The sequence below is a fragment of the Rhizobium sp. 21-4511-3d genome, from assembly GCF_053522545.1.
In genome coordinates this window covers 258978-284428 of the sequence record NZ_JBNWCF010000004.1, presented here as the reverse complement: position 1 = coordinate 284428, position 25451 = coordinate 258978, and the positions used below count along the sequence as shown (strand labels likewise).

The following is a 25451-nucleotide window of genomic DNA, read 5'->3' as shown; positions in this document are numbered from 1 at the left end:
CTCCTTGTCAGCCCTTCACCGAGCCGCCGGCCATTCCTTCGATGAAGTGGCGCTGCAGCAGGACGAAGAGGATTACGATGGGAAGAATGATGATGAGGGCGGCGGCCATGATCTCACCCCAGTCGGACGAGTATTGGCCGGAGAGCAGGAAGAAGGAGACGACGGCGGTGAGCCTGTCCTGTTCCTGCAGGAAGGTCGTTGCGATCAGGAACTCGTTCCACGAATAGAGGCCGATGATCAGCGCCACAGTCAGGATTCCGGGCGAGACAATCGGCAGGAAGACGCGGCGGAAGACCTGCCAATGGGTTGCGCCATCGATCAGCGCGGCTTCCTCGAGTTCCTTGGGGACTGCGAGGAAATAGGTGCGCAGCAACATGATCGCGAAGGGCGAATAGACGGCCGTATAGATGAAGGCGACGGCGATCGGGTTGTTGCTCAGCCCGAAACGGGCAAAGCCGAAATAGAGCGGAAAGAGGAAGAGCTGGATCGGCGCCGTGGTGCTGGCCAGCAGATAGAAGGTCAGGACCTTCCAGCGCTTGATCTTCTGGCGCGCCAGGACATAGGCCGTCAGCGAGCCCGTCGAGCAGACGAGAATGATCGTCAGCCCGGTCAGGACCGCGGAGTTGACCAGCGTCGTGCCGAAATTGGCGTCCGTCCAGGCGCGGGTGAAGTTGTCCCAGCGGATCACGGAAGGCATTGCCAGCGGGTTCTGGACGATCTCCGCGGATGGTTTCAACGCGTTGAGAACCGTCAGCGCAATCGGAAACAGCGTGATGATCAGCAACACCGAGAGCGTGATGTAGACGATCGCGAAGGTGAGGCGGCTTTCTGAAATGTTCATTGTTCGAACTCCGTCGCTTGGGCGCGGATATAGAAGATCGTGGCGGCGAGGCCGAAGAGGCTGATGACCACGGAGATCGCTGCCGCCTTGCCGACCGCGAGGTCGTAGAAGGCCGAGCGATAGGCGAAGGTGGAGAGCACCTCGGAGGAATAGGCCGGGCCGCCCTGCGTCAGGATGTAGACGAAGTCGAAGACCAGGAACGACCAGATGACGGTCATGATCATCATCAGCGTGATCGTCGGCATGATGCCCGGCAGCAGCACGTAACGGATCGTCTGGAAGAAGGTGGCACCCTCGATGCGCGATGCCTCGATCTGCTCGGCCGGAACCTGGCGCAGCGCGGCGAAGAAGATGACGCAGAGGAAGCCCCACCAATGCCAGAGGTCGACGACGGCGATGCCGTAGAGCGCGCTCGACGTTTCGGTCAGCGGGTTGGCAATATCGAGGCCGAGGCGTTGAAGCAGGCCGGTGACGCCGGTGACCGGCGAATAGATCATGCCTTGCCAGACGCGGCCGGTGATCGCCGTCGCGATGATGACGGGCAGGAAATAGATGACCTGGAAGAAGTTCGAGCCGCGGCGCACGACAAGCATCATAGTTGCCGCAAGCAGACCCATGGCGATCGGCACCGTCAGGAAGATCAGCGTCCAGACGATGTTGTTGGTCAGCGCCGTCCAGAAGACGCTGTCGTCCCAAAGGGCACGGAAATTGTCGAGCCCGACGAAAACTGGCGTACTGATCCCGTCCCACTCAAAGAAGGCGAGAGCCACCGTCAGCAGCGCCGGAATGGCGATGATGACGACATTGATGATCAATGTCGGCAAGACGTAAAGTCGGTGCATTATCTACCTTTCGAGGCAATCGGGCCGCCTGGCGCCAGATGGCGCGAGCGGGAGGTGAGGGCGCGCGAACCGCACCCTCACGGTCGTTGCGATCAGCGGGCCGGGACGGCGGGCGCCTTTCCGGCCTTCATTTCCTTCTGGAAGGATGCGTCCATCTTGGCGAGGAAGTCTGCGGTGGTCGTCTTCTTCAACCACACTTCCTCGATGCCGTTGATGACATAGCTGTCGGTCGCCGGCGGCAGGAAGGTCCAGGTCGTGTAGCCGTATTTTCCGTCGTTGACCTCGGAGGAGAGGGTCTTCATCGTCTCGGTGAAGAGCGGCGTCACTTCGCTTGCCATCTTGACGTTGGAGATATCCTTCAGCGGGATGTTCCACTCGCCCTGCCAGGCCGAATTCATCGTGCCGTAGACTTCGGGCGAGAAGACGTAGTTGATCGCTGCTGCGGCGCCATCCGGGTTCTTCGCCTTGGTGGCGATCGAGAAGGTCGAGCCGATGCCGAGCGGGAAGACCGGGTCGCCCGAAGCGCTCGGGAAGCCGACGAATCCCGCCTCGCTGCCTGCCTTCTTGCCGTAGGTATCGACGTTCTGGAACTGCCAGGTGCCTGTCGGCATCATGCCTGCCTTGCCGGATGCCATGGCATCGGCGGCCTGCTCGCCGCTGGCGATCGAGAAGTAGTTCTTGCCGAAATAGCCCTTCTGCCACCAGGAGTTCAGCCGGTCGATCGATTTGACGAAGGGTTCCGCCGTCCAGGGCATCTCGCCGCGGAGCGCCTTGTTGAGGTTCTCGGGGCCAGCGACGGAGTTGAGCGCCAGCGTCACGAACCACTCGTTTGCGCCGCGCCAGTCGGCGTTGCCGGCCGCAAACGGCGTGATGCCGTCCTTCAGCATGGCGTCTGCCACGGTTTCCAGCTCATCCAGCGTCTTCGGCGGCTGCCAGTTCTTCTGCGCAAACAGCGTCTTGTTGTAGAACAGGCCGACGGTTTCGTAGGTCTTGGGCAGCGCATAGATCTTGCCGTTATACTCGCCCATCTTCAGGAATACCGGCAGGATGCGGTCTTCCCACTTGTACTTGGCGGCATAGTCGTTGAGCGGCATCAGCTGGCCGGACTGGGCCATCGGCGCGACATAGCTCGGGCCGGCAGTATAGACGACGTCGGGGCCGTTGCCGGAGAGCATCGCGACGCGCAGCTGCTTGTCGAGCTCGTTGCCACGGTAATCGATGACGAGGCTGTAATCCGGGTTCGCCTTGGCGAAGGGCTCGACGATGTTCTGCTGGATCAGCTTCTGCTGGTCGGGCGTCGCCTGCTCGTACCACCAGGAGACCTTCTCCTGGGCGGCGGCCATCTGTGCGGTGCTGGCGATCAATGCGGTTGCGGCTAAGAGCTTCAGCCTGGTCATGATATTTCCTCCCTTACTGGATGCGTTTGGTCCGGCCGCGCCGAAAACGGGGCGACCGAAGCGCGGATGATGATTTCGTATGCCATTTCCTCCGCCTCGCCCGGTGCGGAGGCATCGCCTCCCAGGCGCTCGACGAGCTTTTCAGCGGCGCGGGCGCCGATCCGGTCCTGAAATTGCGCAACGGTCGTCAGCGGCGGGGTCACGAGCGCTGCCGCCAGGATGTCGTCGAAGCCGGCAACCGAGACATCACCGGGCACCGACAGTCCCTTCGCCGAGAGACCCTGCATGACGCCGATCGCCATCAGGTCGTTTGCGGCAATGACGGCGGTAACCGAGCGGCCGCTTTCGATCAGCTTGTCGGCCACTTCTCGCCCGGCCTCCAGGGTGAAATGCGCCGCTTCGAGCACGATCGGCTCAGCGCCTATCGTCGCCATCGCCTCGAGATAGCCCTGCAGACGCACCTGCTGCGGTCCGCCGGGTGCTGCGATCATGGCGATCGAGCGGTGGCCGAGTTCCAGAAGGTGAAGCGTCAGCGCCCGGGCGGCGGCGACATTGTCGATGAAGAGATTGTCGATCGGCAGCGGCCCGCCCGTCTTGCGGCTGACCTCGATGCGCACGACGGGAACGCCGCTCTTGCCGAGCGGCGCCAGATCGCGCGCGCTGGTCTTGAAGAAAACGCCGACGACGCCGTCGAAGCGGCCCTGCTGCGCGGCGAGAATGACCTGGCGCTCGTTGGCAAGCTCGCCTTCGGTATCGATCGTCACGACTTCGTAGCCGGCGGCGCGCGCCACCTTCTGCACGGCAACGACCAGAGAGGGGTAGAAGGGGTTGGCAAGATCGGGAACGACGCAGGCAATGACATAGGTGCGCTTGGTGCGCAGTGCCTGCGCGAAGCGGTTCGGCTGGTAGCCGAGCTCGGAGATCGCCGCTTCGATGCGCTCGGCCGTTTCGGGGGTCACCCTGTCGCGTCCGCCATTCAGGACGAGCGACACCGTGGCCTGCGCAACGCCGGCTCTTTCTGCAACTTCCTTCTGCGTAATTCGTCGCCCGCTCACGCAAGAAAACCCTAATTGATACGTAGCAACAAATTATTGCTACGTATCAATTAGTCAATAGCAATATTTGGATGATCCCCAGCGAGGCGGTTTGGCAAAACCAAATCCGTGCCTGCGCGTCCCGCCGGAAACGGTTGATCGGGCAACGCAATTCTCTGCGGCGAAAGCGCGAATGAGGTGGATTTCGCTTTCCCAAGCCTTCATGATCCCGATCGAAAATGATCCGGAGGAAGGGCATGAACTGGAGTGGACGGCGCGTTCTGGTGACGGGAGCAGGCAAGGGGATCGGGCGGGCAACCGCCGTGATGCTGGCATCACGCGGGGCGCGGGTCGTGGCGCTCAGCCGCAGTGCGGATGATCTCGCTTCCCTCAAGTCGGAAACCGGCTGCGAGACGATCTGCGCCGATCTCGGGGCGATCGATCAGATCGAGGCAGCGGTGAAGCCTGCTCTTCCCATCGACCTGCTCGTCAATTGTGCGGGAACGACGACATTGCAGAGTTTCGTCGACAGCGATCTCTCGGAGTTCAACCGGGTGCTCGGTGTCAACACCGTGGCGCCGATGGTTCTGTCGCAGATCGTCGTGAAGGACTGGCTGGCGCGCGGCATCAAGGGGGCGATCGTCAATGTGTCGAGCGATGCGGCCCGGCGCGGCGTCGTCAATCACACGGCCTATTGCGCCTCGAAGGCGGCGCTCGATGCGATGACCAGGGTAATGGCGGCCGAGCTTGGGTCATCGGGCATCCGCGTCAACAGCGTCAACCCGACCGTGACGCTGACGCCGATGGGCGAACTCGCATGGAGCGACCCGGCGAAGGCCGATCCGGTCAAGGCGCGCATCCCGCTCGGCCGTTTCCTTGATCCGGACGAGGTGGCCGAAGCGATCCTCTTCCTGCTGAGCGACGGCGCCGCGATGGTCAACGGCGTTTCGCTGCCGGTTGATGGTGGCCTTTCAGTCTCCTAGGCGGCTGACTTCGCGGTCAGCCTTGCCTGCAGGATGACGACGACGAGCAGGAAGGCGCCGCGGATCACTGATTGCCAATAGGCCGACAGCGAAATCCAACCGAGCCCGTTTTCGAAGTTCAGCACGTTGAAGACCATGCCGAGCAGCAGCGCGCCGGCGAGTGTCGCGCCGACCGATCCGGAACCGCCGGTCAAAAGCGTGCCGCCGACGACGACGGAGGCGATCGCAAAGAGCTCCCAGCCGACACCTTCCGTCGGCTGCCCCGCGCCGAACTGCGCGGCGAGGATGACGCCGGCAAGGCCCGCGAGCGCCCCTGAGAGCGCGTAGATCGCAAAGAGCGTGCGGTTGACCTTCAGGCCCATCAGCGCCGCGGTCTGTTCACCGTCGCCGATCGCCAGGATATGGCGGCCGGAGGGGCGGCGCTCGAGGAAGATCCAGCCGGCGACATAGGCCGCCAGCGCGATCCAGCCCGGGATCGGGAAGCCGAGGAAATCATCCTGGCCGATCGAGACGAAGGCGGTGTCGTAATCGACCGAAACGGATTGATTGTCGGCGAGGAGCAGCGCTGTGCCGTAGGCCGCGAGCATCGCGGCGAGCGTCGCGATAAAGGGCTGGATCCGCATCTTGGAAATGACGAAGCCGTTGAGCATGCCGACGACGAGACCTGCTCCAATGCCGGCGGCAAGCCCTGCCGCCCATCCATAGGGCGATGCCAGCGCCGATACGACGCTTGCAAGTGCCGCAACGCCACCGACCGAAAGATCGATGCCGCCGGTCATGATCACGAAAGCCATACCGAGGGCGATCAGCGCGAACATCGAATTGTAGCGCAGAAAGCTCAGGATGTTGAACGGCGACAGGAAGTTTTCATAGCGAAGCGCGCCGAACAGGATCAGTGCCGCGAGCGCGATGAGTACGCCGAGACGCGCAAGATCGCCTGAGGATTTCGGAGCGAAGGGTTTGATGAGAGCGGAAAGCATCTTGTTGTCCTCAGGTCTTGTCGGCGCGCTGCTGGATGAAGACAGCGACGACGATCAGGCCGGCCTTGACGACAAGGGCGGCGGCATCGGGTACGCCATTGGCAAGCAGCGTGTAGCGCACCAGCTGGATGACGAAGGCGCCGAGAAGCGTGCCGAAGATATTGGCGCGTCCACCCGTCAGCAGCGAACCGCCGACGGCAACCGCGGCGATCGCATCGAGCTCCATGCCCATGCCGACGAGATTGGCGTCGCTCGCGGAATTTCGCGCCACGACCACCAGCCCGGCAATACCGGCCAGTGCACCGCTGATCACATAAACCAGCGTCTTCACCCGCTTCACCGGAATGCCGGTCAGGCGCGCCGCCTTCTCGTTACCGCCAACGGCGATGATCTGGCGGCCGATGACGGTGAAGCGGATCAGACAATAGGCAAGTGCGGCGATGACGACCATCAGCAGCACCTGGGCCGGGATGCCCGCGACATTGCCCATGGCGATCCACTGGAAGGCCGGGTTCTTGAAGACCTGCAGATTGCCGTTGGTCATCACCTGGGCGATGCCGCGCCCGGCGATGAACAGCACCAGTGTCGCGACGATCGGCTGGATCGAGAAATGCGTGACGAGAAAGCCGTTGAACCAGCCGAAGAGCATGGCGACGATCACCGGCAGCACGAAGGCGAGGCCGACGGCGAGCGCCGCATTGTCGATCGGCACGAGCGTGCCGAGAAAGATCATCGGCGCGACGGCGCCCGATATTGCCATCAGCGAGCCGACCGAGAGATCGATGCCGCCGGTCGCGATCACCAGCGTCATGCCGGTCGCGACGATGACGATGGTGGCGACCTGGGTCAGGTTGACGTTCAGCGTCTGCCACGAGAGGAAGTTCGGGGTGATCGCGATGTTGACGACGATCAGCAGCAGGAAGGCCGCGAACGTGCCGTAGCGGCTGGCGATCTGCAGGGCGGAAGGCCGGGGTGGCGCGGCGGCTTTGAGGGAAGTGTCCGTCATCGTCATATCAATCTACCTGATGCGCCATCGCGGCGAGAAGGCTCTGTTCGGAAAGCTCCTGGCGCGGAAGGACCGCCACCGATGCTCCATCGCTCAACACGGTCACACGGTCGGCCGCGGCAAGCAGCTCCTCCAGCTCTGACGAAATCATCAATACGCTGAGGCCGTCGTCCGCGAGGTTGCGCAGCAGGCGCAGGATTTCGGACTTGGCGCCGATATCGATGCCGCGGGTCGGCTCATCGACGATCAGCACGCGCGGATCGGTACAGAGCCAGCGGGCCAGCAGCACCTTCTGCTGGTTGCCGCCCGACAGTTCCTTGATCGGCTGATCCGGCGAGGCGCATTTGACGCCGAGCGACTTGATGAAGCGCGCGACGATCTCGTCCTGGCGGGCGCGATCGACGATGCCCGCCTTCTTCAGCTTCGGCAACAGCGCCAGCGTCATGTTCTCGCGGATGCTCATGTCGGGCACGATGCCGTCCACCTTGCGGTCCTCGGAGACGAGGCCGATGCCATCGGCGATCGCCGCGGCCGGTTCGGCATAGTTGCGCTCGGTGCCGCCGAAGCGCAGGCTGCCGCGCTCCAGCTTGTCGACGCCGAAGATGATGCGCGCCGTTTCCGTGCGGCCGGAGCCGAGAAGGCCGGCAAGCCCCGAAATCTCGCCTTCGCGGATCAGCAGATCAACATCGCGCACACGCAGGCCGGAGCCGGCGCCCTCGAGCTCGAGGCGAACCGGGCGCTCGATCGCGTTGTCGGCATCGCGGCTCAGCGCCTCGAAGGCGGCAAGCTCGCGGCCGAGCATGTGGCGCACGAGTTCCATCTTCGGGATGTCCTTCATGGCGCTGACGGCGACCGTCTGCCCGTCACGCATGATGGTGACGCGGTCACAGATGGCATAGAGCTCGTCGAGGCGGTGACCGATGAAGATCACCGCGACGCCGCTTTTCTGAAGCGTGCGGATCGTCTCGAAAAGCACGGCGACTTCGCGCTCGTCGAGCGAAGAGGTCGGCTCGTCCATGATCAGCAGCCGCGCGTTCTGGGTGACGGCGCGGGCGATCGAGACCATCTGGCGCGTCGCGGCGCTGAAGCGGGAAACCGGAAGATCGACGTCGATGTCGAGATTGAAGGTGGCGAGCACCTTGCGGGCGCCTTCGCGCATGGCGCGGCGGTCGAGGAACCCGAATTTCTTCGGCTCGCGCGACAGATAGATGTTCTCGGCGACCGAGCGCTGTGGCGCCAGATTGATTTCCTGGTAGATCGTCGCGATCCCGGCGGCCTGGCTTTCGGCCGGCGTGGAGAAGGCGACGTCCTCACCATTGAAGCGGATCGATCCCTCGTCGCGCTGGTAGGCGCCGGTGAGGATCTTGATCAGCGTCGATTTTCCCGCGCCGTTCTGGCCGACGAGCGCCATGATCTCGCCCTCGGCAATATCGAGGGAAGCCGAGCGGAGCGCAGCAATCCCCGCAAAGGACTTGGAGATACCCTGCATCGACAGAAGCATGTCGACCACTCCATTATCTATAGAAGAAAAGCCGGCCGGAACGGCATTTGCCGAACCGGCCGGAGCGGTCACTTTGGGAGCTTAGTATGCGCTGGAGAGCTCGGCCTTGGCATTGGATGCATCATAGAACTTGTCTTCGTTGATGACCCACGGCTCGATCTTTTCGCCCTTGGCGTAGCGCGCCATCGTTTCGAAAGCCTTCGGCCCGAAACGCGGGTTGCACTCTACGACAGCGCCGATCTTGCCATCTGCAACGAGGCCGACGGCTTCCTTGCCGCCGTCGATCGACAGGACAAGGATGTCCTTGCCGGGCACCTTGCCGGCTGCTTCGATGGCCGAGATAGCGCCGATCGCCATTTCGTCATTGTGCGCGTAGATGATATCGGCATCCGGATGTGCCTGAAGCAGGGCTTCAGCAACCTGGCGGCCCTTGTCGCGGGCGAAGTCGCCGGACTGCGAAGCGACGATCTCGAAGCCGCCGGCGGCCTTGATCGCGTCATCGAAGCCCTTCTTGCGGTCGTTGGCCGGCGAGGAGCCGGTCGTGCCTTCGAGTTCGATGATCTTCTTCTTGCCGTTCGCGTTCTTCGCCAGCCATTCGGCAACGCGCTGGCCTTCCTTGATGAAGTCGGAGCCGATGAAGGTCAGGTAGTCCTTGCCGGGCTTTGCGAGCTTCGGATCGACGCTGCGGTCGAGCAGGATAACGGGAATGCCGGCCTTTTCAGCGGCCTTGACAGCCGGGATGAGCGGCTTTTCCTCGCGCGGCGACAGGAAGATCAGGTCGACGCCCTGGGCGATCATCGAGTTGACGTCCGCGACCTGCTTTGCAGCGGAACCCGCGGCATCGGTATAGACCAGCTGATAGCCGAGCTTTGCAGCTTCCGCCTTCATGCTTTCGGTCTGGGCGATACGCCACGGATTGTTGGATTCGGTCTGCGCGAAGCCGACCTTGTACTTGTCCTTGTGCTTCAGCGCAGGGACTTCTGCCATGGCAACGCTGCCGGCAACGGCGACCGCGCCGAGTGCGGTTGCAGCGAGCATGAATGTGCGACGTGAGAATGCGGACATCTCAGTTTCTCCTCCCGAATTTTCCGGTATCTTCCCAACCGGCAGTGAGCAATAACTGCTTCACATGAGCTAATCTTGCAGCTAATAATATTAGCAAGTCAAGCGTCATTTTATGAGCTATTGCACAAATTTTGGTTTGCGCTGCAGCAAATCATCGGGAGGATATTTGGATGGCGAAGAAGAATGGCCGCGGCGGGGAATCAGGGCGCCGCGGTGAGGCTGGACGGCCTACAATGACCGATGTTGCCCGTATTGCGGGTGTTTCACAGTCCAGCGTGTCGCTCGTGCTCAATGAAATGTCGGGATCGCGCATCTCTCCGGAGACCCAGGCCAAGGTTTTGGAGGCTGCTCATAAAATTGGTTATAAATTACCTGGTGTCCGTCATGAAGCTCAACCGGATACCCGAATCGAGAAGGATACGATTGCCTTCGTCGTTGACGAAATTTCTACCAGCCCGCATCCTGTTGTCAGCCTCGACGGCGTGCGCGACTATGCCTTCGAGCAGGGTTTCCTGACGTCGGCGCATGCGACGCGCTCCAACCCTGATCTCGAAGATGCGGTGCTGCGTTCGATCCTGCGAGACCCCACGATCGTCGGCGTCATCTACGCGACGATCTTCACCCGCAAGGTGAAGGTGCCGGACCTGCTCAAGAACATTCCGACTGTGCTGCTCAACTGCTATGCCGAGCCGCGACAGCATATGGCGATCGTGCCAGGCGAAGTGGCGGGCGGCTTTGCCGCCACGGCGCATCTCACCTCGCTCGGCCACCGGCGCATCGGTTTCATCAATGGCGAACCGTGGATGGATGCCGCGGTGGATCGCCTCAAGGGATACAAGCAGGCGCTCGCCACGGTCGATGTCGCTTTCGACGAGACGCTGGTGCGCGATGGCGACTGGTTGCCGCTGCGCGGCTACGAGGCCGGCCTCGATCTCCTCTCCATGCCGAACCCGCCGACGGCGATCTTCTGCGGCAACGATCTGATGGCGATCGGCGTGATGGAGGCGGCGGCCGAGAAGGGTTTTCGCGTGCCGGAGGACCTTTCGGTCATGGGCTATGACGACCAGGAGCTGGCGCGCTACACCCATCCGCCGCTCTCGACGCTCGTGCTGCCCAACTATGAAATGGGCCAGAAGGCGGCCGAGACGCTGATCGACATGGCCGTGCACGAAAAGTCGCTGCGGCCGATGACGATCAAGGTCGACGGTCCGTTGGTCGTTCGGACTTCGACGGCCAAGAAGAAATCGTAGGTCAGGTGACGGCGCTGACCGCAAGCGTGATCGAAAAGGCCATCAGGACGGCCGAGCCGCAACGCTGTGCCAAGAGGGGCATGCCGCTGCCGTTTCCGGTAATTAGCCGCCCGAGCCCGATCCAGATTGCCGATGTGAGTGTGACACAGGCGGCAAAGCTCAGGATCGCGAGCGCAAGCGGCGCCTGAACGGCGGGCACCATCGTCAGGCCGATGATGATCGCCTTGGGGTTCAGGAGCGTCGTGACGAAGAGATGCCGCGGCACGATTGTAGTGGCGCCGGCGTCGGGATCGGCTTTCGACAGTTTCAGCGCCAGTGACAGCACCCAGATCGCCGAGACGATGCGAACGCTCTGGGCGACGACGGGATGCGCCTGCAGGTAGGGTCCGGCAATCCCCGAGACCGGAATGATGACGATCAGATAGGCCGCGAGCACGGCGCCAAGCAGCGACACCACACGGGTCGCGGTGATGCCTGCCGACGCCATGGCGAGGACCGCGTTGGTCGGGCCGGGCATGATCAGCAGCGCGAGAACGCCGAGAGAGAAGGTCAGCAAGGTCATCTTCGGCAGTATCCTTCAGGCCCGCAGCCTGCGCCAGCGTCTTTATAGTAATTGCGGCAAAGCGCTTCGATCCGCCGAGGGTGGCTGGCTTTCGCGCCAGCTCCAGACGGGCTCGTCAACCGGTGTGCCCCGCCATGTCCTGACGTGCTTGGCGGTGATGGTGACCTCGCCCTTCTTGTCGGGCGCTATTTCCGGGCCCAGGGCGATCTCGCAGAAGGCATCGAGGTTCTGGAGCAATCGGGCCTCGTTCGCCCGCGGCGGCGAGGCGATGCTGAGAAGCGCGCGGCGGGTGACGATAACCGTTCTCGCCTGCGCGCCGTCGTGAAGCTCGATGCGTCCGGACTTTGCCCGCTCGTCGAACCGGGCGGCGATGATGGCGTATCGCATTGAACGGTCTCTCCTTCGCGCACCGGTCCGCAACGCGGCAATGCTATCGCGCGGGCGGCCACGCGCTTTGATCTGCGTCAAAGTCGCGGGCTCGCTGTATGGCGGCCGGTTCATTGATCTAGAACAAGGAGATGCCTTCGCCGGGGCGCCATAAGGGCGGGATTGCTTGTGAAGGAAGCCACGATGTCCAACGCCCTTGTCGCCAAATATGGCGAAGCGCGCCTGCCGCGCTACACCAGCTACCCGACCGCGCCCGCCTTTTCAGCCGCTGTCGGACCAGAGGATTACGCGGCGGGACTGGCGGCGCTCAGCCCATCGGATTCCGTGTCGCTTTACCTGCACATCCCGTTCTGCCGGGCGATGTGCTGGTATTGCGGTTGCCATACGTCGGTGACCCGCCAGGACGCCCCGGTGGCTGACTATCTCGACATTCTCGCCGAGGAGATCGAGCTGGTGTCGGAGGCGGCCGGTAACGGGCTTGGGGTCAAGAACGTTCATTTCGGTGGCGGCACACCGACGATCATCCGTCCGGATGCCTTCGCGGCGTTGATGAAGAAGCTGCGCAGCGCCTTCCGCTTCGAGGCGGGAAGTAGCGTCGCCATCGAGATCGATCCGCGGACGCTCACCTCGCAGATGATCGCCGCGCTCGGCGAAAACGGCGTCGACCGCGCTAGCCTCGGCGTCCAAAGTTTCGATCCGGCGGTGCAGCACGCGATCAACCGCGTCCAGACCTTCGAGCAGACCAGGGTGGCCGTCGAGGGCCTGCGTGCAAACGGGACCGAGAGCATCAATTTCGACCTGATCTACGGGCTGCCGCATCAGACGGTCGCTTCCTGTCTTGAGACGGTGAAGATGGCTGTCGAACTCCGCCCCGAGCGCCTCGCGGTATTCGGCTATGCGCACGTGCCGTCGTTCAAGAAGCATCAGCGGCTGATCGACGAGGCGGTGCTGCCGGATGCGCCGCAGCGCAACGCCCAGGCGGAAGCGATCGCCGAGGCGCTGGTTGAGGCCGGCTATGTCCAGATCGGCCTCGATCACTTCGCCCTGCCGCACGACCAATTGGCCGTCGCTGTTGCATCGGGAACGTTGCGCCGCAATTTTCAGGGTTATACGACCGACGACTGCGAGACCTTGATCGGTCTCGGCGCCTCATCGATCGGGCGGCTTCCCGGCGGCTATGTGCAGAACGAGGTGCCGCTTGGCCGCTATGGCGAGCGCATCGCTTCCGGCATCCTGCCGACCGCCAAGGGTTATCGGCTGAGCGATGAAGACAAGCTGCGCGCAAAGGTGATCGAGCGGCTGATGTGCGATTTCCAGGTCGATATCGCCGGTCTCTGCGAAACGGCCGGCTATGACCACGCTTTCCTGACCGAGCGCAACGAGCGGCTGGAGCAATTGCTCCGAGATGGCGTCGCGAGCTTGTCGGACGGGCGCCTCTCCGTTTCCGGGGACGCCCGCTTCATGGTACGCGCCGTGGCATCCGCCTTCGATGCCTATTTCGGCGCGCCCGGCCGCACGCATAGCAAGGCGGCGTAGCTAGGCCGCTTCGGCATAGACGAGATCGGGAGCGACGATCCATTCGCCCGGCTTTAGCGCCGTCACGTCGAGCCGGCCGCGGTGATCGCGGGCGGCGACGCCGACGAAACGGTAGCGCCCGCCATCGCTGTCGATGACCGCCGCAGCGATCGGCCGGCCGTCGAGATGGCCGATAACAGGCCCGGTCTTCTCCGCAGGCGTTAGAACGAAATATTCGTGCGGTAGGCTGCGGCTGACCATCAAGCGGGCTTCCCGTGCTTGATGCTCGATACGGGCAGGGCGGGTGCCGGCTTTGCAAGCGGGCGCTTCTTCTTGATCTCGACCGTGAACGGCCGTTGTTGCAGGCGCATCGTCATTTCCATTTCAGTTTTGTGATCGGGTGAAAGGCGGGCCGTTTTGGCCGCCGGACATGCTGCGCGAGAGATGGGCCCAAGCGCGTAAGCATTCCATTCGTGGTGGGAGGCTCCGGTATCAAAATCTCATAGTGTCTGCAGGTCGCACTTGCCCTTTTGCTCTTGGGCTGCAATTTGTCCCGGTGCCGCATAGGCGGCGGAGAAGCGGGCGGCTGAGTCGTTCCGGCGGAGCAGGCATGAACTTTATCTCTTCATATGCGCATCGCGGCGAATGGCTGAACCAGCCGCTGCTGATGGTGCCCAAGAAGAAAGAGCGCAAGCCGCCACCGGAAAGGCCGAAGACGCTGCTGCAGCAGTTGGCCGCCAAGCCCGACAAGCTGTTTACCGGCGCCTTCAAGCAGCAATATGGCGCGCTCTGTTTCCGTCGCGGGCCTAACGGTATCGAAGTCCTGATCCTGACTTCGCGCGCCAGCGGCCGCTGGGTCATCCCCAAGGGCTGGCCGATGAAGAAAAAGAAGCCCTACGAGGCCGCCGCCACGGAAGCCTGGGAAGAGGCGGGCGTTCGCGGCACCGTCGGCAAGAAACCGATCGGCCGCTACACCTATCTGAAATGGCTCGACAACGGCGACGTCGCCCCCTGCATCGTCGATATCTATCCGGTCGAGGTTCTCGAACAGGTCGATGATTTCAAGGAGCGTGGCCAGCGCGTGCTTGCCTGGGTCGAGCCCGAAGAGGCCGCGCGCCGCGTGCGCGAAATCGAGCTCAAGTCGCTGCTCGTCGACTTCAAGGGGAAGTAATCCCGCCCAACAAATCCTTGCTTGTTGATCTCTCTCAAGGAAAGGTCTCGCATCTGCGTCTATCGCCGACGGGAGGCCGTGGCATTGCCCGGCCGTTCTGATCGGGGGTAGCGATGACTGATGTGATGCCGGGCGGGCTTGAGGAACTGGAGGCGTGTCATACGAAACTCCTCTCCTGGTGCGATTTTCTGGAGGCGATCGCCGACTTCCTGCCGTGCCATGTCGACAATGCGCTCTGCGCGACGATGGCCCGCGAACTCGGGCCGCTGCTGGCAGAAACCCATCGGCTGGAAGAGCGGCTGATCTGCTCCGCGCTGCCCTTGATCGCCAAGGCAGCCGAAATCGCAAACCTCCGGGAATTGCGCGCCGCCTGCCGCGCGGCCGAGCTCGATGCGGCACAGCAGGCAATCGCGGCGCTGACGGGACTTGCGGCGGGACGCAGCCAGCTTTCGCCCGGTGCCGTCGGTCAGGCACTGCGGCTGTTCTCCGGCCCGATGCGCCGGCAGATCAAGCTCGAACGGCAGATGCTCTGCGATATCCGGATGGCTGCGGCGAAGGCGGAGCAACGGCCGGTCCGGCACCGCGAGCTCGAGGCCGACGGCGTCTGACCGGTTTCAGCCGATCGTCATGCGGCGCAGCGCGTTCGTCCGCCAATAAAAGTGCTGGGCGAAGGCGCCGAGCACATGCAGCGTGATCAGCACCCAGAGCAGCATCTTGACCGGGCCGCCATGCAGCGAGCCGAGGCTGTCGATGCCGAAGTAATAGGCGGCAATTCCGGACAGCGGCATGACGAAGAGCAGCAGATAGAGCGCGGCATGGGTTGCCCGCGCCACGAGATGCAGCACGGCCGGTGATCCCTCGGCTTCCGCCGGGGCGCCGGAGAGCGCCCGCACGATCAGGCGAAGTCCAGCGAGCACCAGGATTAGGATGCCGATATAGGCGTGGATATTGGCGCCGGCGACATCGTCGGGTGATACCGGCTGGCCGCTCCTATGCAGGTGGTGCCAGCGGTTCATCCCGTCAGGGAACAGCAGATTGAAGAAGATCAGCAGCGCCATGCTCCAATGAAAGGACGCGCTGGGTGAGGGAATAGCTTGTCTTCGGCATGAACGGCTCCCGGCTGTTGGCTCCTCTCCGTGCCTGACGAAACTGACACGAACGTGAATGCCGCGCACCGGTTGATCTAGGTCAAGGCAAGCGGCGGCCACCGGGCGGAGGATGCCGTCAGTGAGAACCGGAGGCTGCTGTGATGTTCGTCAATGAAATCATCCCGATCGGTGACGACGCCCTCTCGGTCGCGGTCCGCAACCGGCTGCAGCTGGAACTCGGCCTGAGCCACGAGGCAGTGAGGGCGACGGTCGCGAGCGGCGTCGTCACGCTCAAGGGCCGGTTGGGCAGCTCCGGCACGCGGGAGGCGGCGGGTGCGACTGCGGCCAGCGTGCGCGGCGTTCGCCGGGTGGTCAACGATATCTCGACGGCGCGTGCTTTGGGTCGGTTTTTCTAGGGGGCTCCGCGCGAAGACATTCCCTCTCAAACCCACGTCTTCCGCTCACTCGCCTTCTGCCGCAACGCCTCCAGCACACCTTTGGCCTGAGGCGACAACTCCTTGCCCTTCAGCTGCACCAGACCGAAACCTGGTATGTCGATCCGGGCATTCAGCGGCAGAGCCTTCAGCAGATGATGCTGATCGAGCATTTCCGCCACCGTCGTGGCGAACATGCCGACGCGGCCGCCGCTTCTGACGAGCAGGATGGTCATCAGCACCGATGAGGTGGAAATCACACTACGCGGCACGATGACATGCTTGCGGTGATAGTCGTCGATCACGTCCCGGAGGTAGGAACCCTCAGGCTGCAGCACCCAGTCGAGGCCTTCGAGATCGGTTTCCTCGACCGCCGATTTCTTCGCCAGCGGATGGTTCGCCGCCACGACGATGCGAAAGGTTTCCTCGCCGATCGGCTCATAATCGAACATCGCCCGGTTTGCGTTTTCGGGCAGGCGGCAGATCGCGAAGTCGAGGCTGCCGGCATTGAGCTGCGCCAGCAGCGCATCGCTGCTGCCATGCGAGATGTTGATGTCGAGATCCTGATATTCCGCCTGGGCATCGTTGAGCGCCGGGACGATGACATCCGAGGCCGGGGTCATCACCGTGCCGATGCTGACGCTGCCGCGCTTGCCCGACGCGATGACCTTCATGTCATATTCGGCGCGCGCCGCTTCCGACAGCAGCGTCCGGGCATAGCGCGCCAGCACCTTGCCCTCGGCGGTCAGCGTCGTGCCGCGATTATGCCGGTCGAACAGCCGGTATCCGGCAAGCGATTCGAGCTCGAACAGTGTGCGCGACAGCGATGGCTGCGACAGGCCGAACATCGCCGCGACCCTGCCCACCTTCCCATGCTCTTCCAGCGCGACGAGCATGCGCAAATGCTTTAACTTGAAGGCATCGAGACGTGTCATCATGGCCTCTGATATTCGCTTTTCCTAAGTCAGAATAGGAGAACGGTATTATACAATCTCTCTGCCTTAGGATATTTGCATGTCAATAAACAACGTGGATAGTGCGATGACCCAACACGACAGCAAGCCCCGCCTTCGTTCCCGCGCCTGGTTCGATAACCCTGATAATGCCGACATGACGGCGCTCTATCTCGAGCGTTACATGAACTTCGGCCTCAGCCAGGAAGAGCTGCAGTCCGACAAGCCGATCATCGGCATTGCCCAGACCGGATCGGACCTCTCCCCTTGTAACCGCCACCATCTGGAGCTCGCCAACCGCCTGCGCGAGGGCATCCGCGAAGCCGGTGGCATCGCCATCGAATTCCCGGTTCATCCGATCCAGGAAACCGGCAAGCGCCCGACGGCCGGCCTCGACCGCAACCTTGCCTATCTAGGCCTCGTCGAAGTGCTCTACGGCTATCCGCTGGATGGCGTGGTGCTGACGATCGGCTGCGACAAGACCACACCGGCCTGTCTGATGGCGGCGGCCACCGTCAATATTCCGGCGATCGCCCTTTCGGTCGGCCCGATGCTGAACGGCTGGTTCCGCGGCGAGCGCACCGGCTCCGGCACTATCGTCTGGAAGGCCCGCGAGCTACTCGCCAAGGGCGAAATCGACTACCAGGGCTTCGTGAAACTGGTCGCCTCCTCGGCGCCTTCCACCGGTTATTGCAACACGATGGGCACGGCGACGACGATGAACTCGCTTGCCGAGGCGCTCGGCATGCAGCTGCCGGGTTCGGCCGCCATTCCGGCGCCTTATCGCGACCGCCAGGAAATTTCCTACCGCACCGGCCTGCGCATCGTTGACATGGTCCGAGAAGACCTGAAGCCGTCGGATATCCTCACCAAGGACGCCTTCATCAACGCCATCCGCGTCAATTCGGCAATCGGCGGCTCGACCAATGCGCCGATCCATCTCAATGCGCTGGCGCGTCACATCGGCGTTGAGCTGACCGTCGATGACTGGCAGACCTATGGCGAAGAAGTCCCGCTCCTCGTCAACCTGCAGCCGGCCGGCGAATATCTCGGCGAAGACTATTATCACGCCGGCGGCGTGCCTGCCGTGGTCAACGAGCTCATGGGGCAGGGCCTCATCCAGGAAGAGGCGCTGACGGTCAACGGCAAATCGATCGGCGAGAACTGTCGCGGGCAGTCGATCCAGGACGAGAAGGTCATCCGTCGCTTCGACGCACCGCTGAAGCCGCGCGCCGGTTTCCGCGTGCTGCGCGGCAACCTGTTCTCCTCGGCGATCATGAAGACCAGCGTCATCTCGCCGGAGTTCCGCGACCGCTATCTCTCGAACCCGAGCGATCCGGAAGCCTTCGAAGGCCGCGCCGTGGTTTTCGATGGTCCGGAGGATTACCACAAGCGCATCGACGATCCGTCGCTTTCGATCGACGCGCACACGATCCTCTTCATGCGCGGCGCCGGTCCGATCGGCTATCCGGGTGCGGCCGAGGTCGTCAACATGCGTGCGCCGGATTATCTTCTGAAGCAGGGCGTCTCGTCGCTGCCCTGCATCGGTGATGGTCGCCAGTCCGGCACCTCGGGCAGCCCGTCGATCCTCAACGCTTCGCCGGAAGCGGCCGCCGGCGGCGGTCTCGCAGTTCTGAAGACCGGCGACAAGGTGCGCATCGACGTCGGCCGCGGACGCGCCGATATCCTGATTTCCGAGAGCGAATTAGCCGAGCGCCATGCCGCGCTGAAGGCGGATGGCGGCTACCGCTATCCGGACCATCAGACGCCATGGCAGGAAATCCAGCGCTCCGTCGTCGGCCAGCTGGAAACCGGTGCCGTTCTCGAACCCGCGGTCAAGTACCAGCGCATCGCCCAGACCAAGGGTGTGCCGCGCGACAATCACTGAGCGGGAGCTGTTTTCGCAGATCTGGATGGCACGGAGAAATCCGTGCCATTTTCGTTTTCGGTGGTGCTTAGAACGGCAAAGGCGAGCTTGTCAGCGAGATGATCATCGATGTCAGCGCCACGAGGAAAGCTATGCCGAACGAAATGTGCAGCTTGGTCACGTCTGGCCCCTCCATATGCTGAAAGACCCGCCGTATCCGGCGGGTCTCTTGAACAGGGACTTCGCTACTGGAACACCGGCGAAGCCCTTGAAATGAGCGGCCCCCAGCCCCTCGAAAAGAAGCTAACCACAACGCCCCGCAGCCGTCGCGTGACATCGGCGTGACATGGACCCAGCGGTGGATAATTGCGGGTCTCTAGCGCAGGGTCGCCCTTGAACGTGAGCCGTCATCGTCGACGAATATGACGCTCGCGCCCTTCAGCACGACCCGAGAGCAATCATCGTCTTCGTCGTCATCATCATCGTCGTAATAGAAGCAGATCTCATTGCCATCGACTTCCCATTCGCCGGTATAGCTTCCGTCGAGATTGGATCGCCCCTGAATGGAGCCGTTGGCAAGGAGCTTTTCCTGGTAGGCCGAGCCATCTTCGGTTCCCGATACCGTCTTGCCGGCGAAGGCGGCCTTGATCTGCGCCCCGGTAAGAAATGCGTCCTGGGCCAGTGCCGATGCTGCTGTGGCCGCCATCGCGGCCAGGAACAATCCAAACCTCATCTGTCCCTCCTCAGAGATCGTAGAGCATGATTGCGATTTCGATCAGGATGCCGGCCAGGATGGCCGCCTCGATGATGCATGACACGAAGAACAGCCGGTATTCGAAACTGCGCTCGGCCGCAGTCCCGTAGAGCGTCTCTCGCGCCTCGATCACCTCGCCGATCAGCTGGGCCGCCGCCCGAAATCCATCTGCTGGCAAAGCTCGAAGAAGCTGCGGCGCGAGGCTGGCGGCAGGCCGCGATCGCCGCGCTCCAGAAGCAGCGTGCTCTTCAGGAACCACTGCCGCAGGCGTGCCGTTTCGGCCACCTTGGCGGCCAGGCTACTGCTGATCCTGCGGCTGTACGAGGAGCGCTCGAGGAGTTCGGCATCATCGTGCTGCTGATCCCAGGCCGTCTCGACCGCACGCTCGGTATCTTCGATGTTCAGCCAAAGCCAGCCGAATGCGCCGACGCCTGCAAGCATATCCCTGAAGAGCTCCGGTGCAGACTGGATGACGACCTGCTGGCCGCGGATGCTGATCTGCCCCTGTCGGAGCTTCAGGTCGGCGGACAGGTTTTCGAAGCGCCCCTGCGCAACGGTGTTCCGAAGCCAGTCCGCTGCCGACTCCTGCAAAGCGAAGGACGTTTGCGAGCCGCTCGGCAGCAAGACGACATCAAGCTGTTCGGCATCGGCGGGCGGGAAGGCGGGGACGGCTTCGCCTTCCAGCGGCGCGATCAGCGCATGCAGCGATACCGCACGCGGATAGGACAGGCTGCAGAGGAGGGCCGCGCCGGCGCGGCCGGCTTCGCCGGCTGGAAGCAGGAAAAGCCGGCAATGCTGGGCGCCGTTTGCCGTCATCGGCTATTCGTCCGTCAGCGCGGGAAGCTGGCGCATCCCGTCATCGACCATGTGGACGTCGGGAGGCGGTATGAAGGCGATGCCGTCCTCAAGCACGGGTCCACCGATGCCGAGCAGAAAATCGGTCTCCTTGTCGAAGCAGAAGCGGGACATGATGAAGGCGCCCGTCGCGTGATCGAGCCAATCATCGCCAAGCCTGGTGTCGATCAGCTGATCGAGGCGGGTAGCACTCTCCTCTTCGGCATCGAGCCAGTCGGAGGCGAGAAGGAAGCCCCACATGGCCAGGAAGGAAGGAATCGGCACCTGATAGCTGCTGACCTTCGTAAAGGCCGTCTCAAGGGTCCGGCGCAGCGCCGTATGGCCCTTGTAATTGCAGGACGAGAATTCGAGCGCCTGCACCACCAGGATGCCGCCATCGCGCAGGCAGCCGCGCAGGGACCGGTAGAATTCCTTGGTATAGAGGTGCTGGGCCGGGCCATTGTCCAGCATGTCCACGACGTCAATGATGATGACATCGAAGAGCTCGTCGGTGGTTTCCACATATTCACGGCCGTCGCGGTAGTGCAGTTCGGCGCGTGGATCGGTGAAGGCGCCGTAGTTCCAGGTGCCGAGATGTTCGCGACAGCAATCGACGACGTCGCGGTCGATATCGACCATCACGGCGCGCGTGACATCGCGATAGGCAAGCACCTCGCGCAATGTCGCGCCCTCACCGCCGCCGATGATCAGGACGTGGCTCGGATTGTCATGCATCAGCATGGCCGGATGCACGAGCATTTCATGATAAAGCGCTTCGTCGTCCTCGGCACTCTGGATGGCGCCGTCGAGGAACAGGGCGCGGCCGAAACTGTAGGTATCGGCGATCGTCACGTTCTGAAACGGCGTTCGAAAGGAGCAGACGATGGATTGGGCGCGGTAATGGTACTCGTCGAAGATATCGGCGTCCTCAAGAACGAAGACACTGCCGCTCCTCGGCGGCACGCTCGTATCCAGCCCTTCCACGAAGACACGGTCCGGCGGCAATTCCGGCAGGGGATAGGGACGCGATACTGACGGCAGTGCCTCAAGTGCGCTCTTTTCCGGATCGTCGGCTATGACCATCGCCATCAGAGATCCGCCGCCTCCGCGCGAATGATCTGTCGCAATTCCACCAGGGCGGGGGAGAGCGCCTCGACCAGCGTCGGCAAGGCATTCAGCGGATCACAGGCACCGCACATGAAGATATCGAGTGCCGCATAGGCATGTTCGGGCCAGGTGTGGATGGACATGTGGCTTTCGGCGAGCGAGACGGTTCCGGTTACGCCGCCGCCGGGATCGAAGACGTGAAAGTTCATGCCGAGCAGGGTCGCACCCGCGGCCTTTACGGCCGCCCGGAAAGCCGCTTCGATATGCGCGACATCGCCGAGCCGTCTGGCGCCGCTGAAGTCGGCGATCAGATGCCTGCCAGGAAGTTCGCCATTGGTTTTTGCCGCGCCAAGACTGCTGCCGACAGGCATGGGTGGCGTGTAACAGGCTGCAGACTTGCGATGAACGGACACCGTCATGGTGTCCTCGGCCGCTCTTCCACCCATGGAACCCAACATCGAACGGGACTTCCATCGAGCATGCCACAAAATATTAGCTAGGCAACATATATCGCCGGGAGCTGGCGGCGAGCTGCATCCAGAGATTGCAGCCCGCATACCTCAAATCGTCAGTGTTATTGAGCCAATCTGGCCAGCTCGCCATCGAGACGCTTGCGCGCGAGGTTCGGAACCTTGGCGGCCTTGATGGCGTCGAGATTGGCCGGGTTGTCGCCGACCTGAATCAGCGCCACCATGCCCATCGCAAAGTGTGGCGTGCACTTGACGACATAGGCGCCGGGGATGTCGAACTTTACCTGGAACTGCTCGCTCGGCTTCGACTTGAATTCCGCCGCGCCATCCGGGATCAGGCCCTTGAAGGTCTCGACGTTGTGGCTCTTGTCGGTCGGAACGAAGGTCACGGTGTCGCCGGGCGCGATCTTGATGAAATCGGGCTCGAAGACCATTGCGCCGTCGGTGCCCTTGTTGAGCATCTGGACCTGGTGATCGGCCGCCATCAGCGGCGCAGCCGATGCGAGCATGGCGCATGTTGCCGCGATCAGACCGTATTTCAAATTCATCTGACGTCTCCTGTTTCCGCGGCCATTTGGCCGCGGAACAGTTCTAGGACGGGGGAGGGCGATGCTCTTTGATGCCGGTCAAACTGGAGGGATCGCGCGCCGTTTAATCGGCGTCGAGCAGCTCACGGATCTGGGCTGCAAGTTCGCGCGCGGTATAGGGCTTGCGCAACCAGCGGGCACCCGAAATCGTGTCGTTGGCGGCAAGCGCCGGTTCGGAATAGCCCGACGTGAACAGTACCGCGATATCGGGGCGCAGTTCCCGCGCCTCACGCGCCACTTCGTCGCCGGTCATGCCGCCCGGCATGACGATGTCGGTGAAGAGCAGGGCGACTTCCGGGCTTTCCCTCAGGATTTCCAGAGCCTGCCTGCCGTTGTCGGCTTCAAGCACCCGGTATCCCATGGTGGCCAGTCGCGCGACGGCGACTCGGCGGACGCGGATATCGTCCTCGACGACGAGGATATGCTCGTCGCCGCCGGGAAGCGGGCTTTCGCTGGCCGCGCCTTCCTGCTCCAGAGCGCTTGGTTTCGGGCCGGTGAGCGCCGGGAGATAGATGCGGATGGTCGTGCCGCGGTCTGCCTCGCTGTAGATCTGCAGGTGGCCGCCGGATTGCTTGACGAAGCCATAGACCATGCTGAGGCCGAGGCCAGTCCCGGATCCGACTTCCTTGGTGGTGAAGAACGGTTCGATCGCTCGCTTCTTCACCTCGTCGGTCATGCCCGACCCGGTATCGGTCATCGAGATCAGCACGAAATTGCCGCTGCGGACCTCGGGAAACATCTTGGCGTAATCGGCATCGAGATGCACGCGCGAGATCTCGGTCGTCAGGCTGCCGCCCTTCGGCATGGCGTCACGGGCATTGAGCGCGATGTTGAGGACCGCATTCTGCAGCTGCGAACTATCGACCAGCACGTTGAAATCCGAGCCCGAGAGCACGGTCGAGAGCTTGATGTCCTCGCCGAGCGTGCGGCGCAGAAGATCCGAAAAGCCTGAGAGCAGCTGGCCGAGATCGGCATGTTTCGGGTTCAGCGGCTGGCGCCGTCCGAAGGCGAGCAGCTGGCCGGTGAGCTTGGCGCCATCAGTCGCCGCATCCTGGGCCTCGCGCAGCATGTCGCGCAGCGGACCCGGCTGCAGCTTGTCCTCGATCATTTCGAGATTGCCGCTGATAACGGTCAGGAGATTGTTGAAATCATGGGCGAGGCCGCCGGTGAGCTGGCCCACGGCTTCCATCTTCTGGGCCTGGCGCAGGTCCTCCTCGATGCGGAAGCGGCTCGTCAGATCACGCACGAAACCGGTGAAGATGCGCTCGCCATTGGCTGTGGCTTCGCCGACATGCAGCTCCATCGGAAATTGCGAGCCATCGGCGCGCTGGCCGGTGACGACACGGCCGTAGCCGATGATGCGTTTTTCGCCGGTTTCCAGATAGCGGCCGATATAGCCGTCATGGGCGCTGCGATAGGGCGAGGGCATGAGATCGCTGACATTTCTGCCGCAAATCTTGTCGGAGGTCATGCCGAACAGCTGCTCGGCTGCCTTGCTGAAGGAGAGCACGCTGCCCTTCTGGTCGATGACGACCATAGCATCGGGCACGGTGTCGAGGATCGAGCTCAGATGTGCCTCGCGCGAACGCACGGCCTCCTCGGCCTTCTTCAGCGCGCTGATGTCGCTATTGGCCTGAATGACGGCCGGGTCGCCGTCCGAAAGGTTGACGAGAACGCAGCGCGTCGCGACGTGAATATCGTGGCCGCTCTTGTGGCGGTGGATGATCTCGCCCTGCCAGAAACCGCGGGATTTCAGATGGGCGCGAATGGTCTCGACCGGTTCGGGATATTGCGTCGCGAGCAGCGCATCGACCATCTCGCCGACGGCTTCCTCGCGCGCCCAGCCATACATGTTCTCGCAGCCGATCGACCAATGGGTGATCGTGCCCTCGAGCCGGTGAACGATGATATCGGCTCCATCGAGCACATGCACAAGCGCGTCCAGCTCCTGTGGCGATGCGGTTCTGGGCGAAATGAGCCGGTGAGGCATGGGCGCTCCTGCGCGATCAGTGAACACTGACCCTATGGCAGCTTTTGTCCGTAAAATCATCAGCATTACCCGAAAGCTGAACAAGCTTGCCCATGCTGACGATCCGCAGGTCGTGGCGCCCCTCCGGGGCGATGACACCGCGCGAGGAAAGCTTGGTGATGGTGCGCGATACGGTCTCGATCGTCAGGCCGAGATAGTCGGCGATATCCTGGCGGTTCATCGGCACGCGCAGCAGTCCCTGGCGCGGCTGGCCGCCCGGCCGGCGCGCCAGCTCGACGATGAAGCTGCAGAGCCGCTCTTCGGCATTCTTCTTCGACAGGAGCACCATCTGCTCGTGGGCGGCCGCCGTCTCATGACAGAGAAGCGCGATATATTCCGGGCGTAGCGCGTCACATTTCGCAACATTCTCCTGGAAGGTCTTGCGGGCGACGCGGCGGATCTTGCAATCGGTGACGGCCTCCGCCGTGAACAGGAAATCGCCCTGCAGGAAGGCACCGATCAGGTCGCCGGCAAAGTGGAAGGCGGTGATGACGCGGCGGCCTTCGCCGATGATGCGCTGCAGGCGGACCACACCTTCGACCACCTGAAAGAGATGCTTTGCCGCATCGCCTTCCCAGCAGAGAGCCTTGCCGGCCGGCACGGTCTCGATCGGCGAGAGATCGAAGAGCGAAGCGAGCGAATGTCCGAGCTTCGCCGCGTTGGTTGCCGTCTCGGTATGCTCAAAGGCCTGTTGGTTCTGCATCAGCATTGCGAAGTCCCCTCGTTCTGCAATGGGGACAATAGAAAGGCGCTCAGTCACACAGCGATGAGCGCAGCGTTTCAAATGGTGAGAC

Annotated in this window: 27 protein-coding genes and 1 pseudogene; 7 read left to right on the top strand and 21 right to left on the bottom strand. The window is 62.8% G+C overall.

The window, feature by feature from the left end:
• Positions 1-7: 7 nt before the first annotated feature.
• The 4 genes from ACQZ5H_RS12155 to ACQZ5H_RS12140 form a co-directional block, all read right to left on the bottom strand.
• Positions 8-841, bottom strand: coding sequence for a carbohydrate ABC transporter permease (locus ACQZ5H_RS12155; protein WP_449097837.1), 834 nt, complete (start codon positions 839-841; stop codon positions 8-10).
• The gene (locus tag ACQZ5H_RS12150; protein WP_076845981.1) at positions 838-1683 is read right to left on the bottom strand and encodes a carbohydrate ABC transporter permease; all 846 of its coding nucleotides are present in this window, start codon (positions 1681-1683) and stop codon (positions 838-840) included. Before ACQZ5H_RS12150 ends, ACQZ5H_RS12155 begins: the two co-directional genes overlap by 4 nt.
• A gap of 92 nt (positions 1684-1775) precedes the next feature.
• A complete protein-coding gene (locus ACQZ5H_RS12145; RefSeq protein ID WP_449097836.1) occupies positions 1776-3080 on the bottom strand; it encodes an ABC transporter substrate-binding protein in 1305 nt (434 codons plus the stop codon).
• Entirely contained in the window at positions 3077-4135 is a 1059-nt protein-coding gene (locus ACQZ5H_RS12140; protein ID WP_449097835.1) for a LacI family DNA-binding transcriptional regulator, read from the bottom strand. The genes ACQZ5H_RS12145 and ACQZ5H_RS12140 overlap by 4 nt, the downstream gene beginning before the upstream one ends.
• Positions 4136-4371: 236 nt before the next feature.
• Between ACQZ5H_RS12140 and ACQZ5H_RS12135 the strand changes: the two genes are divergently transcribed.
• Positions 4372-5097: an SDR family oxidoreductase gene (locus tag ACQZ5H_RS12135; protein ID WP_449097834.1), complete on the top strand. Its 726-nt coding sequence runs from the start codon at positions 4372-4374 to the stop codon at positions 5095-5097.
• Here ACQZ5H_RS12135 and ACQZ5H_RS12130 read toward each other — a convergent pair.
• The 4 genes from ACQZ5H_RS12130 to ACQZ5H_RS12115 form a co-directional block, all read right to left on the bottom strand.
• Positions 5094-6077, bottom strand: a complete 984-nt coding sequence (locus ACQZ5H_RS12130) for an ABC transporter permease (protein WP_449097833.1) — start codon at positions 6075-6077, stop codon at positions 5094-5096. The genes ACQZ5H_RS12135 and ACQZ5H_RS12130 overlap by 4 nt on opposite strands.
• Positions 6078-6087: 10 nt before the next feature.
• Positions 6088-7083, bottom strand: coding sequence for an ABC transporter permease (locus ACQZ5H_RS12125; RefSeq protein ID WP_449097832.1), 996 nt, complete (start codon positions 7081-7083; stop codon positions 6088-6090).
• A gap of 7 nt (positions 7084-7090) precedes the next feature.
• Complete coding sequence (locus ACQZ5H_RS12120; RefSeq protein ID WP_449097831.1) at positions 7091-8584, bottom strand: sugar ABC transporter ATP-binding protein; 1494 nt, start codon at positions 8582-8584, stop codon at positions 7091-7093.
• 81 nt (positions 8585-8665) lie between these two features.
• Positions 8666-9649: an ABC transporter substrate-binding protein gene (locus tag ACQZ5H_RS12115; RefSeq protein WP_199625364.1), complete on the bottom strand. Its 984-nt coding sequence runs from the start codon at positions 9647-9649 to the stop codon at positions 8666-8668.
• 170 nt (positions 9650-9819) lie between these two features.
• Here ACQZ5H_RS12115 and ACQZ5H_RS12110 point away from each other — a divergent pair, with 170 nt between their 5' ends.
• Complete coding sequence (locus tag ACQZ5H_RS12110; protein ID WP_449097830.1) at positions 9820-10899, top strand: LacI family DNA-binding transcriptional regulator; 1080 nt, start codon at positions 9820-9822, stop codon at positions 10897-10899.
• Between the two features lies 1 nt (position 10900).
• Here the strand turns inward: ACQZ5H_RS12110 and ACQZ5H_RS12105 are convergent, their stop codons facing one another.
• Both ACQZ5H_RS12105 and ACQZ5H_RS12100 read right to left on the bottom strand, forming a co-directional pair.
• Positions 10901-11461 (bottom strand): threonine transporter RhtB, encoded by a 561-nt coding sequence (locus ACQZ5H_RS12105; protein ID WP_449097829.1) that lies wholly within the window; start codon positions 11459-11461, stop codon positions 10901-10903.
• 42 nt (positions 11462-11503) lie between these two features.
• Positions 11504-11848: a hypothetical protein gene (locus ACQZ5H_RS12100; protein ID WP_449097828.1), complete on the bottom strand. Its 345-nt coding sequence runs from the start codon at positions 11846-11848 to the stop codon at positions 11504-11506.
• 183 nt (positions 11849-12031) lie between these two features.
• Between ACQZ5H_RS12100 and hemN the strand changes: the two genes are divergently transcribed.
• Positions 12032-13384, top strand: a complete 1353-nt coding sequence (gene hemN / locus ACQZ5H_RS12095) for an oxygen-independent coproporphyrinogen III oxidase (RefSeq protein ID WP_449097827.1) — start codon at positions 12032-12034, stop codon at positions 13382-13384.
• Here the strand turns inward: hemN and ACQZ5H_RS12090 are convergent, their stop codons facing one another.
• Positions 13385-13624, bottom strand: a complete 240-nt coding sequence (locus ACQZ5H_RS12090) for a hypothetical protein (protein WP_449097826.1) — start codon at positions 13622-13624, stop codon at positions 13385-13387.
• Positions 13625-14030: 406 nt separating this feature from the next.
• Between ACQZ5H_RS12090 and ACQZ5H_RS12085 the strand changes: the two genes are divergently transcribed.
• Both ACQZ5H_RS12085 and ACQZ5H_RS12080 read left to right on the top strand, forming a co-directional pair.
• Positions 14031-14534 carry an NUDIX hydrolase gene (locus ACQZ5H_RS12085; RefSeq protein ID WP_130283862.1) on the top strand — a complete coding sequence of 168 codons (504 nt, stop codon included), beginning with the start codon at positions 14031-14033 and terminating at the stop codon, positions 14532-14534.
• Between the two features lie 113 nt (positions 14535-14647).
• Positions 14648-15142, top strand: a complete 495-nt coding sequence (locus ACQZ5H_RS12080; RefSeq protein WP_112712179.1) for a hypothetical protein — start codon at positions 14648-14650, stop codon at positions 15140-15142.
• A 6-nt stretch (positions 15143-15148) separates the two neighbouring features.
• On the opposite strand, the pseudogene ACQZ5H_RS12075 reads toward ACQZ5H_RS12080, so the two are convergent.
• A pseudogene (locus ACQZ5H_RS12075) lies at positions 15149-15641 on the bottom strand (cytochrome b).
• Positions 15642-15783: 142 nt separating this feature from the next.
• Here ACQZ5H_RS12075 and ACQZ5H_RS12070 point away from each other — a divergent pair.
• Positions 15784-16038 (top strand): BON domain-containing protein, encoded by a 255-nt coding sequence (locus ACQZ5H_RS12070; protein ID WP_130283665.1) that lies wholly within the window; start codon positions 15784-15786, stop codon positions 16036-16038.
• A gap of 26 nt (positions 16039-16064) precedes the next feature.
• On the opposite strand, the gene ACQZ5H_RS12065 is transcribed toward ACQZ5H_RS12070, so the two are convergent.
• Positions 16065-16991: a LysR family transcriptional regulator gene (locus ACQZ5H_RS12065; protein ID WP_449097825.1), complete on the bottom strand. Its 927-nt coding sequence runs from the start codon at positions 16989-16991 to the stop codon at positions 16065-16067.
• A gap of 106 nt (positions 16992-17097) precedes the next feature.
• Between ACQZ5H_RS12065 and ACQZ5H_RS12060 the strand changes: the two genes are divergently transcribed.
• The gene (locus ACQZ5H_RS12060; protein WP_449097824.1) at positions 17098-18897 is read left to right on the top strand and encodes an IlvD/Edd family dehydratase; all 1800 of its coding nucleotides are present in this window, start codon (positions 17098-17100) and stop codon (positions 18895-18897) included.
• Positions 18898-19252: 355 nt separating this feature from the next.
• Here the strand turns inward: ACQZ5H_RS12060 and ACQZ5H_RS12055 are convergent, their stop codons facing one another.
• From ACQZ5H_RS12055 to ACQZ5H_RS12020, 8 genes are all read right to left on the bottom strand, one after another.
• A complete protein-coding gene (locus tag ACQZ5H_RS12055; protein ID WP_148194662.1) occupies positions 19253-19609 on the bottom strand; it encodes a hypothetical protein in 357 nt (118 codons plus the stop codon).
• Between the two features lie 10 nt (positions 19610-19619).
• Positions 19620-19763: a hypothetical protein gene (locus ACQZ5H_RS12050; RefSeq protein WP_449097823.1), complete on the bottom strand. Its 144-nt coding sequence runs from the start codon at positions 19761-19763 to the stop codon at positions 19620-19622.
• A gap of 8 nt (positions 19764-19771) precedes the next feature.
• Positions 19772-20446, bottom strand: a complete 675-nt coding sequence (locus ACQZ5H_RS12045; RefSeq protein WP_449097822.1) for a hypothetical protein — start codon at positions 20444-20446, stop codon at positions 19772-19774.
• Positions 20447-20449: 3 nt separating this feature from the next.
• Positions 20450-21553 carry a fused MFS/spermidine synthase gene (locus ACQZ5H_RS12040; protein ID WP_130283675.1) on the bottom strand — a complete coding sequence of 368 codons (1104 nt, stop codon included), beginning with the start codon at positions 21551-21553 and terminating at the stop codon, positions 20450-20452.
• Entirely contained in the window at positions 21553-21990 is a 438-nt protein-coding gene (gene speD, locus ACQZ5H_RS12035; RefSeq protein WP_449097821.1) for an adenosylmethionine decarboxylase, read from the bottom strand. The genes ACQZ5H_RS12040 and speD overlap by 1 nt, the downstream gene beginning before the upstream one ends.
• Before the next feature lie 155 nt (positions 21991-22145).
• Positions 22146-22589: a pseudoazurin gene (locus ACQZ5H_RS12030; RefSeq protein WP_413711557.1), complete on the bottom strand. Its 444-nt coding sequence runs from the start codon at positions 22587-22589 to the stop codon at positions 22146-22148.
• Positions 22590-22692: 103 nt separating this feature from the next.
• On the bottom strand, positions 22693-24618 hold the full coding sequence (locus ACQZ5H_RS12025) for a PAS domain S-box protein (protein ID WP_449097820.1): 1926 nt from the start codon (positions 24616-24618) through the stop codon (positions 22693-22695).
• 16 nt (positions 24619-24634) lie between these two features.
• On the bottom strand, positions 24635-25366 hold the full coding sequence (locus ACQZ5H_RS12020; protein WP_449097819.1) for a Crp/Fnr family transcriptional regulator: 732 nt from the start codon (positions 25364-25366) through the stop codon (positions 24635-24637).
• Between the last annotated feature and the right edge of the window lie 85 nt (positions 25367-25451).

Bases quoted from the DNA above. Each gene is read 5' to 3' on its own strand.
- ACQZ5H_RS12155 (WP_449097837.1), bottom strand. From the start codon at position 841: ATGAACATTTCAGAAAGCCGCCTCACCTTCGCGATCGTCTACATCACG.
- ACQZ5H_RS12150 (WP_076845981.1), bottom strand. From the start codon at position 1,683: ATGCACCGACTTTACGTCTTGCCGACATTGATCATCAATGTCGTCATC.
- ACQZ5H_RS12145 (WP_449097836.1), bottom strand. From the start codon at position 3,080: ATGACCAGGCTGAAGCTCTTAGCCGCAACCGCATTGATCGCCAGCACC.
- ACQZ5H_RS12135 (WP_449097834.1), top strand. From the start codon at position 4,372: ATGAACTGGAGTGGACGGCGCGTTCTGGTGACGGGAGCAGGCAAGGGG.
- ACQZ5H_RS12130 (WP_449097833.1), bottom strand. From the start codon at position 6,077: ATGCTTTCCGCTCTCATCAAACCCTTCGCTCCGAAATCCTCAGGCGAT.
- ACQZ5H_RS12125 (WP_449097832.1), bottom strand. From the start codon at position 7,083: ATGACGGACACTTCCCTCAAAGCCGCCGCGCCACCCCGGCCTTCCGCC.
- ACQZ5H_RS12120 (WP_449097831.1), bottom strand. From the start codon at position 8,584: ATGCTTCTGTCGATGCAGGGTATCTCCAAGTCCTTTGCGGGGATTGCT.
- ACQZ5H_RS12115 (WP_199625364.1), bottom strand. From the start codon at position 9,649: ATGTCCGCATTCTCACGTCGCACATTCATGCTCGCTGCAACCGCACTC.
- ACQZ5H_RS12110 (WP_449097830.1), top strand. From the start codon at position 9,820: ATGGCGAAGAAGAATGGCCGCGGCGGGGAATCAGGGCGCCGCGGTGAG.
- ACQZ5H_RS12105 (WP_449097829.1), bottom strand. From the start codon at position 11,461: ATGACCTTGCTGACCTTCTCTCTCGGCGTTCTCGCGCTGCTGATCATG.
- ACQZ5H_RS12100 (WP_449097828.1), bottom strand. From the start codon at position 11,848: ATGCGATACGCCATCATCGCCGCCCGGTTCGACGAGCGGGCAAAGTCC.
- hemN (WP_449097827.1), top strand. From the start codon at position 12,032: ATGTCCAACGCCCTTGTCGCCAAATATGGCGAAGCGCGCCTGCCGCGC.
- ACQZ5H_RS12090 (WP_449097826.1), bottom strand. From the start codon at position 13,624: ATGGTCAGCCGCAGCCTACCGCACGAATATTTCGTTCTAACGCCTGCG.
- ACQZ5H_RS12085 (WP_130283862.1), top strand. From the start codon at position 14,031: ATGGTGCCCAAGAAGAAAGAGCGCAAGCCGCCACCGGAAAGGCCGAAG.
- ACQZ5H_RS12080 (WP_112712179.1), top strand. From the start codon at position 14,648: ATGACTGATGTGATGCCGGGCGGGCTTGAGGAACTGGAGGCGTGTCAT.
- ACQZ5H_RS12070 (WP_130283665.1), top strand. From the start codon at position 15,784: ATGTTCGTCAATGAAATCATCCCGATCGGTGACGACGCCCTCTCGGTC.
- ACQZ5H_RS12065 (WP_449097825.1), bottom strand. From the start codon at position 16,991: ATGACACGTCTCGATGCCTTCAAGTTAAAGCATTTGCGCATGCTCGTC.
- ACQZ5H_RS12060 (WP_449097824.1), top strand. From the start codon at position 17,098: ATGACCCAACACGACAGCAAGCCCCGCCTTCGTTCCCGCGCCTGGTTC.
- ACQZ5H_RS12055 (WP_148194662.1), bottom strand. From the start codon at position 19,609: ATGAGGTTTGGATTGTTCCTGGCCGCGATGGCGGCCACAGCAGCATCG.
- ACQZ5H_RS12045 (WP_449097822.1), bottom strand. From the start codon at position 20,446: ATGACGGCAAACGGCGCCCAGCATTGCCGGCTTTTCCTGCTTCCAGCC.
- ACQZ5H_RS12040 (WP_130283675.1), bottom strand. From the start codon at position 21,553: ATGGCGATGGTCATAGCCGACGATCCGGAAAAGAGCGCACTTGAGGCA.
- speD (WP_449097821.1), bottom strand. From the start codon at position 21,990: ATGACGGTGTCCGTTCATCGCAAGTCTGCAGCCTGTTACACGCCACCC.
- ACQZ5H_RS12030 (WP_413711557.1), bottom strand. From the start codon at position 22,589: ATGAATTTGAAATACGGTCTGATCGCGGCAACATGCGCCATGCTCGCA.
- ACQZ5H_RS12025 (WP_449097820.1), bottom strand. From the start codon at position 24,618: ATGCCTCACCGGCTCATTTCGCCCAGAACCGCATCGCCACAGGAGCTG.
- ACQZ5H_RS12020 (WP_449097819.1), bottom strand. From the start codon at position 25,366: ATGCTGATGCAGAACCAACAGGCCTTTGAGCATACCGAGACGGCAACC.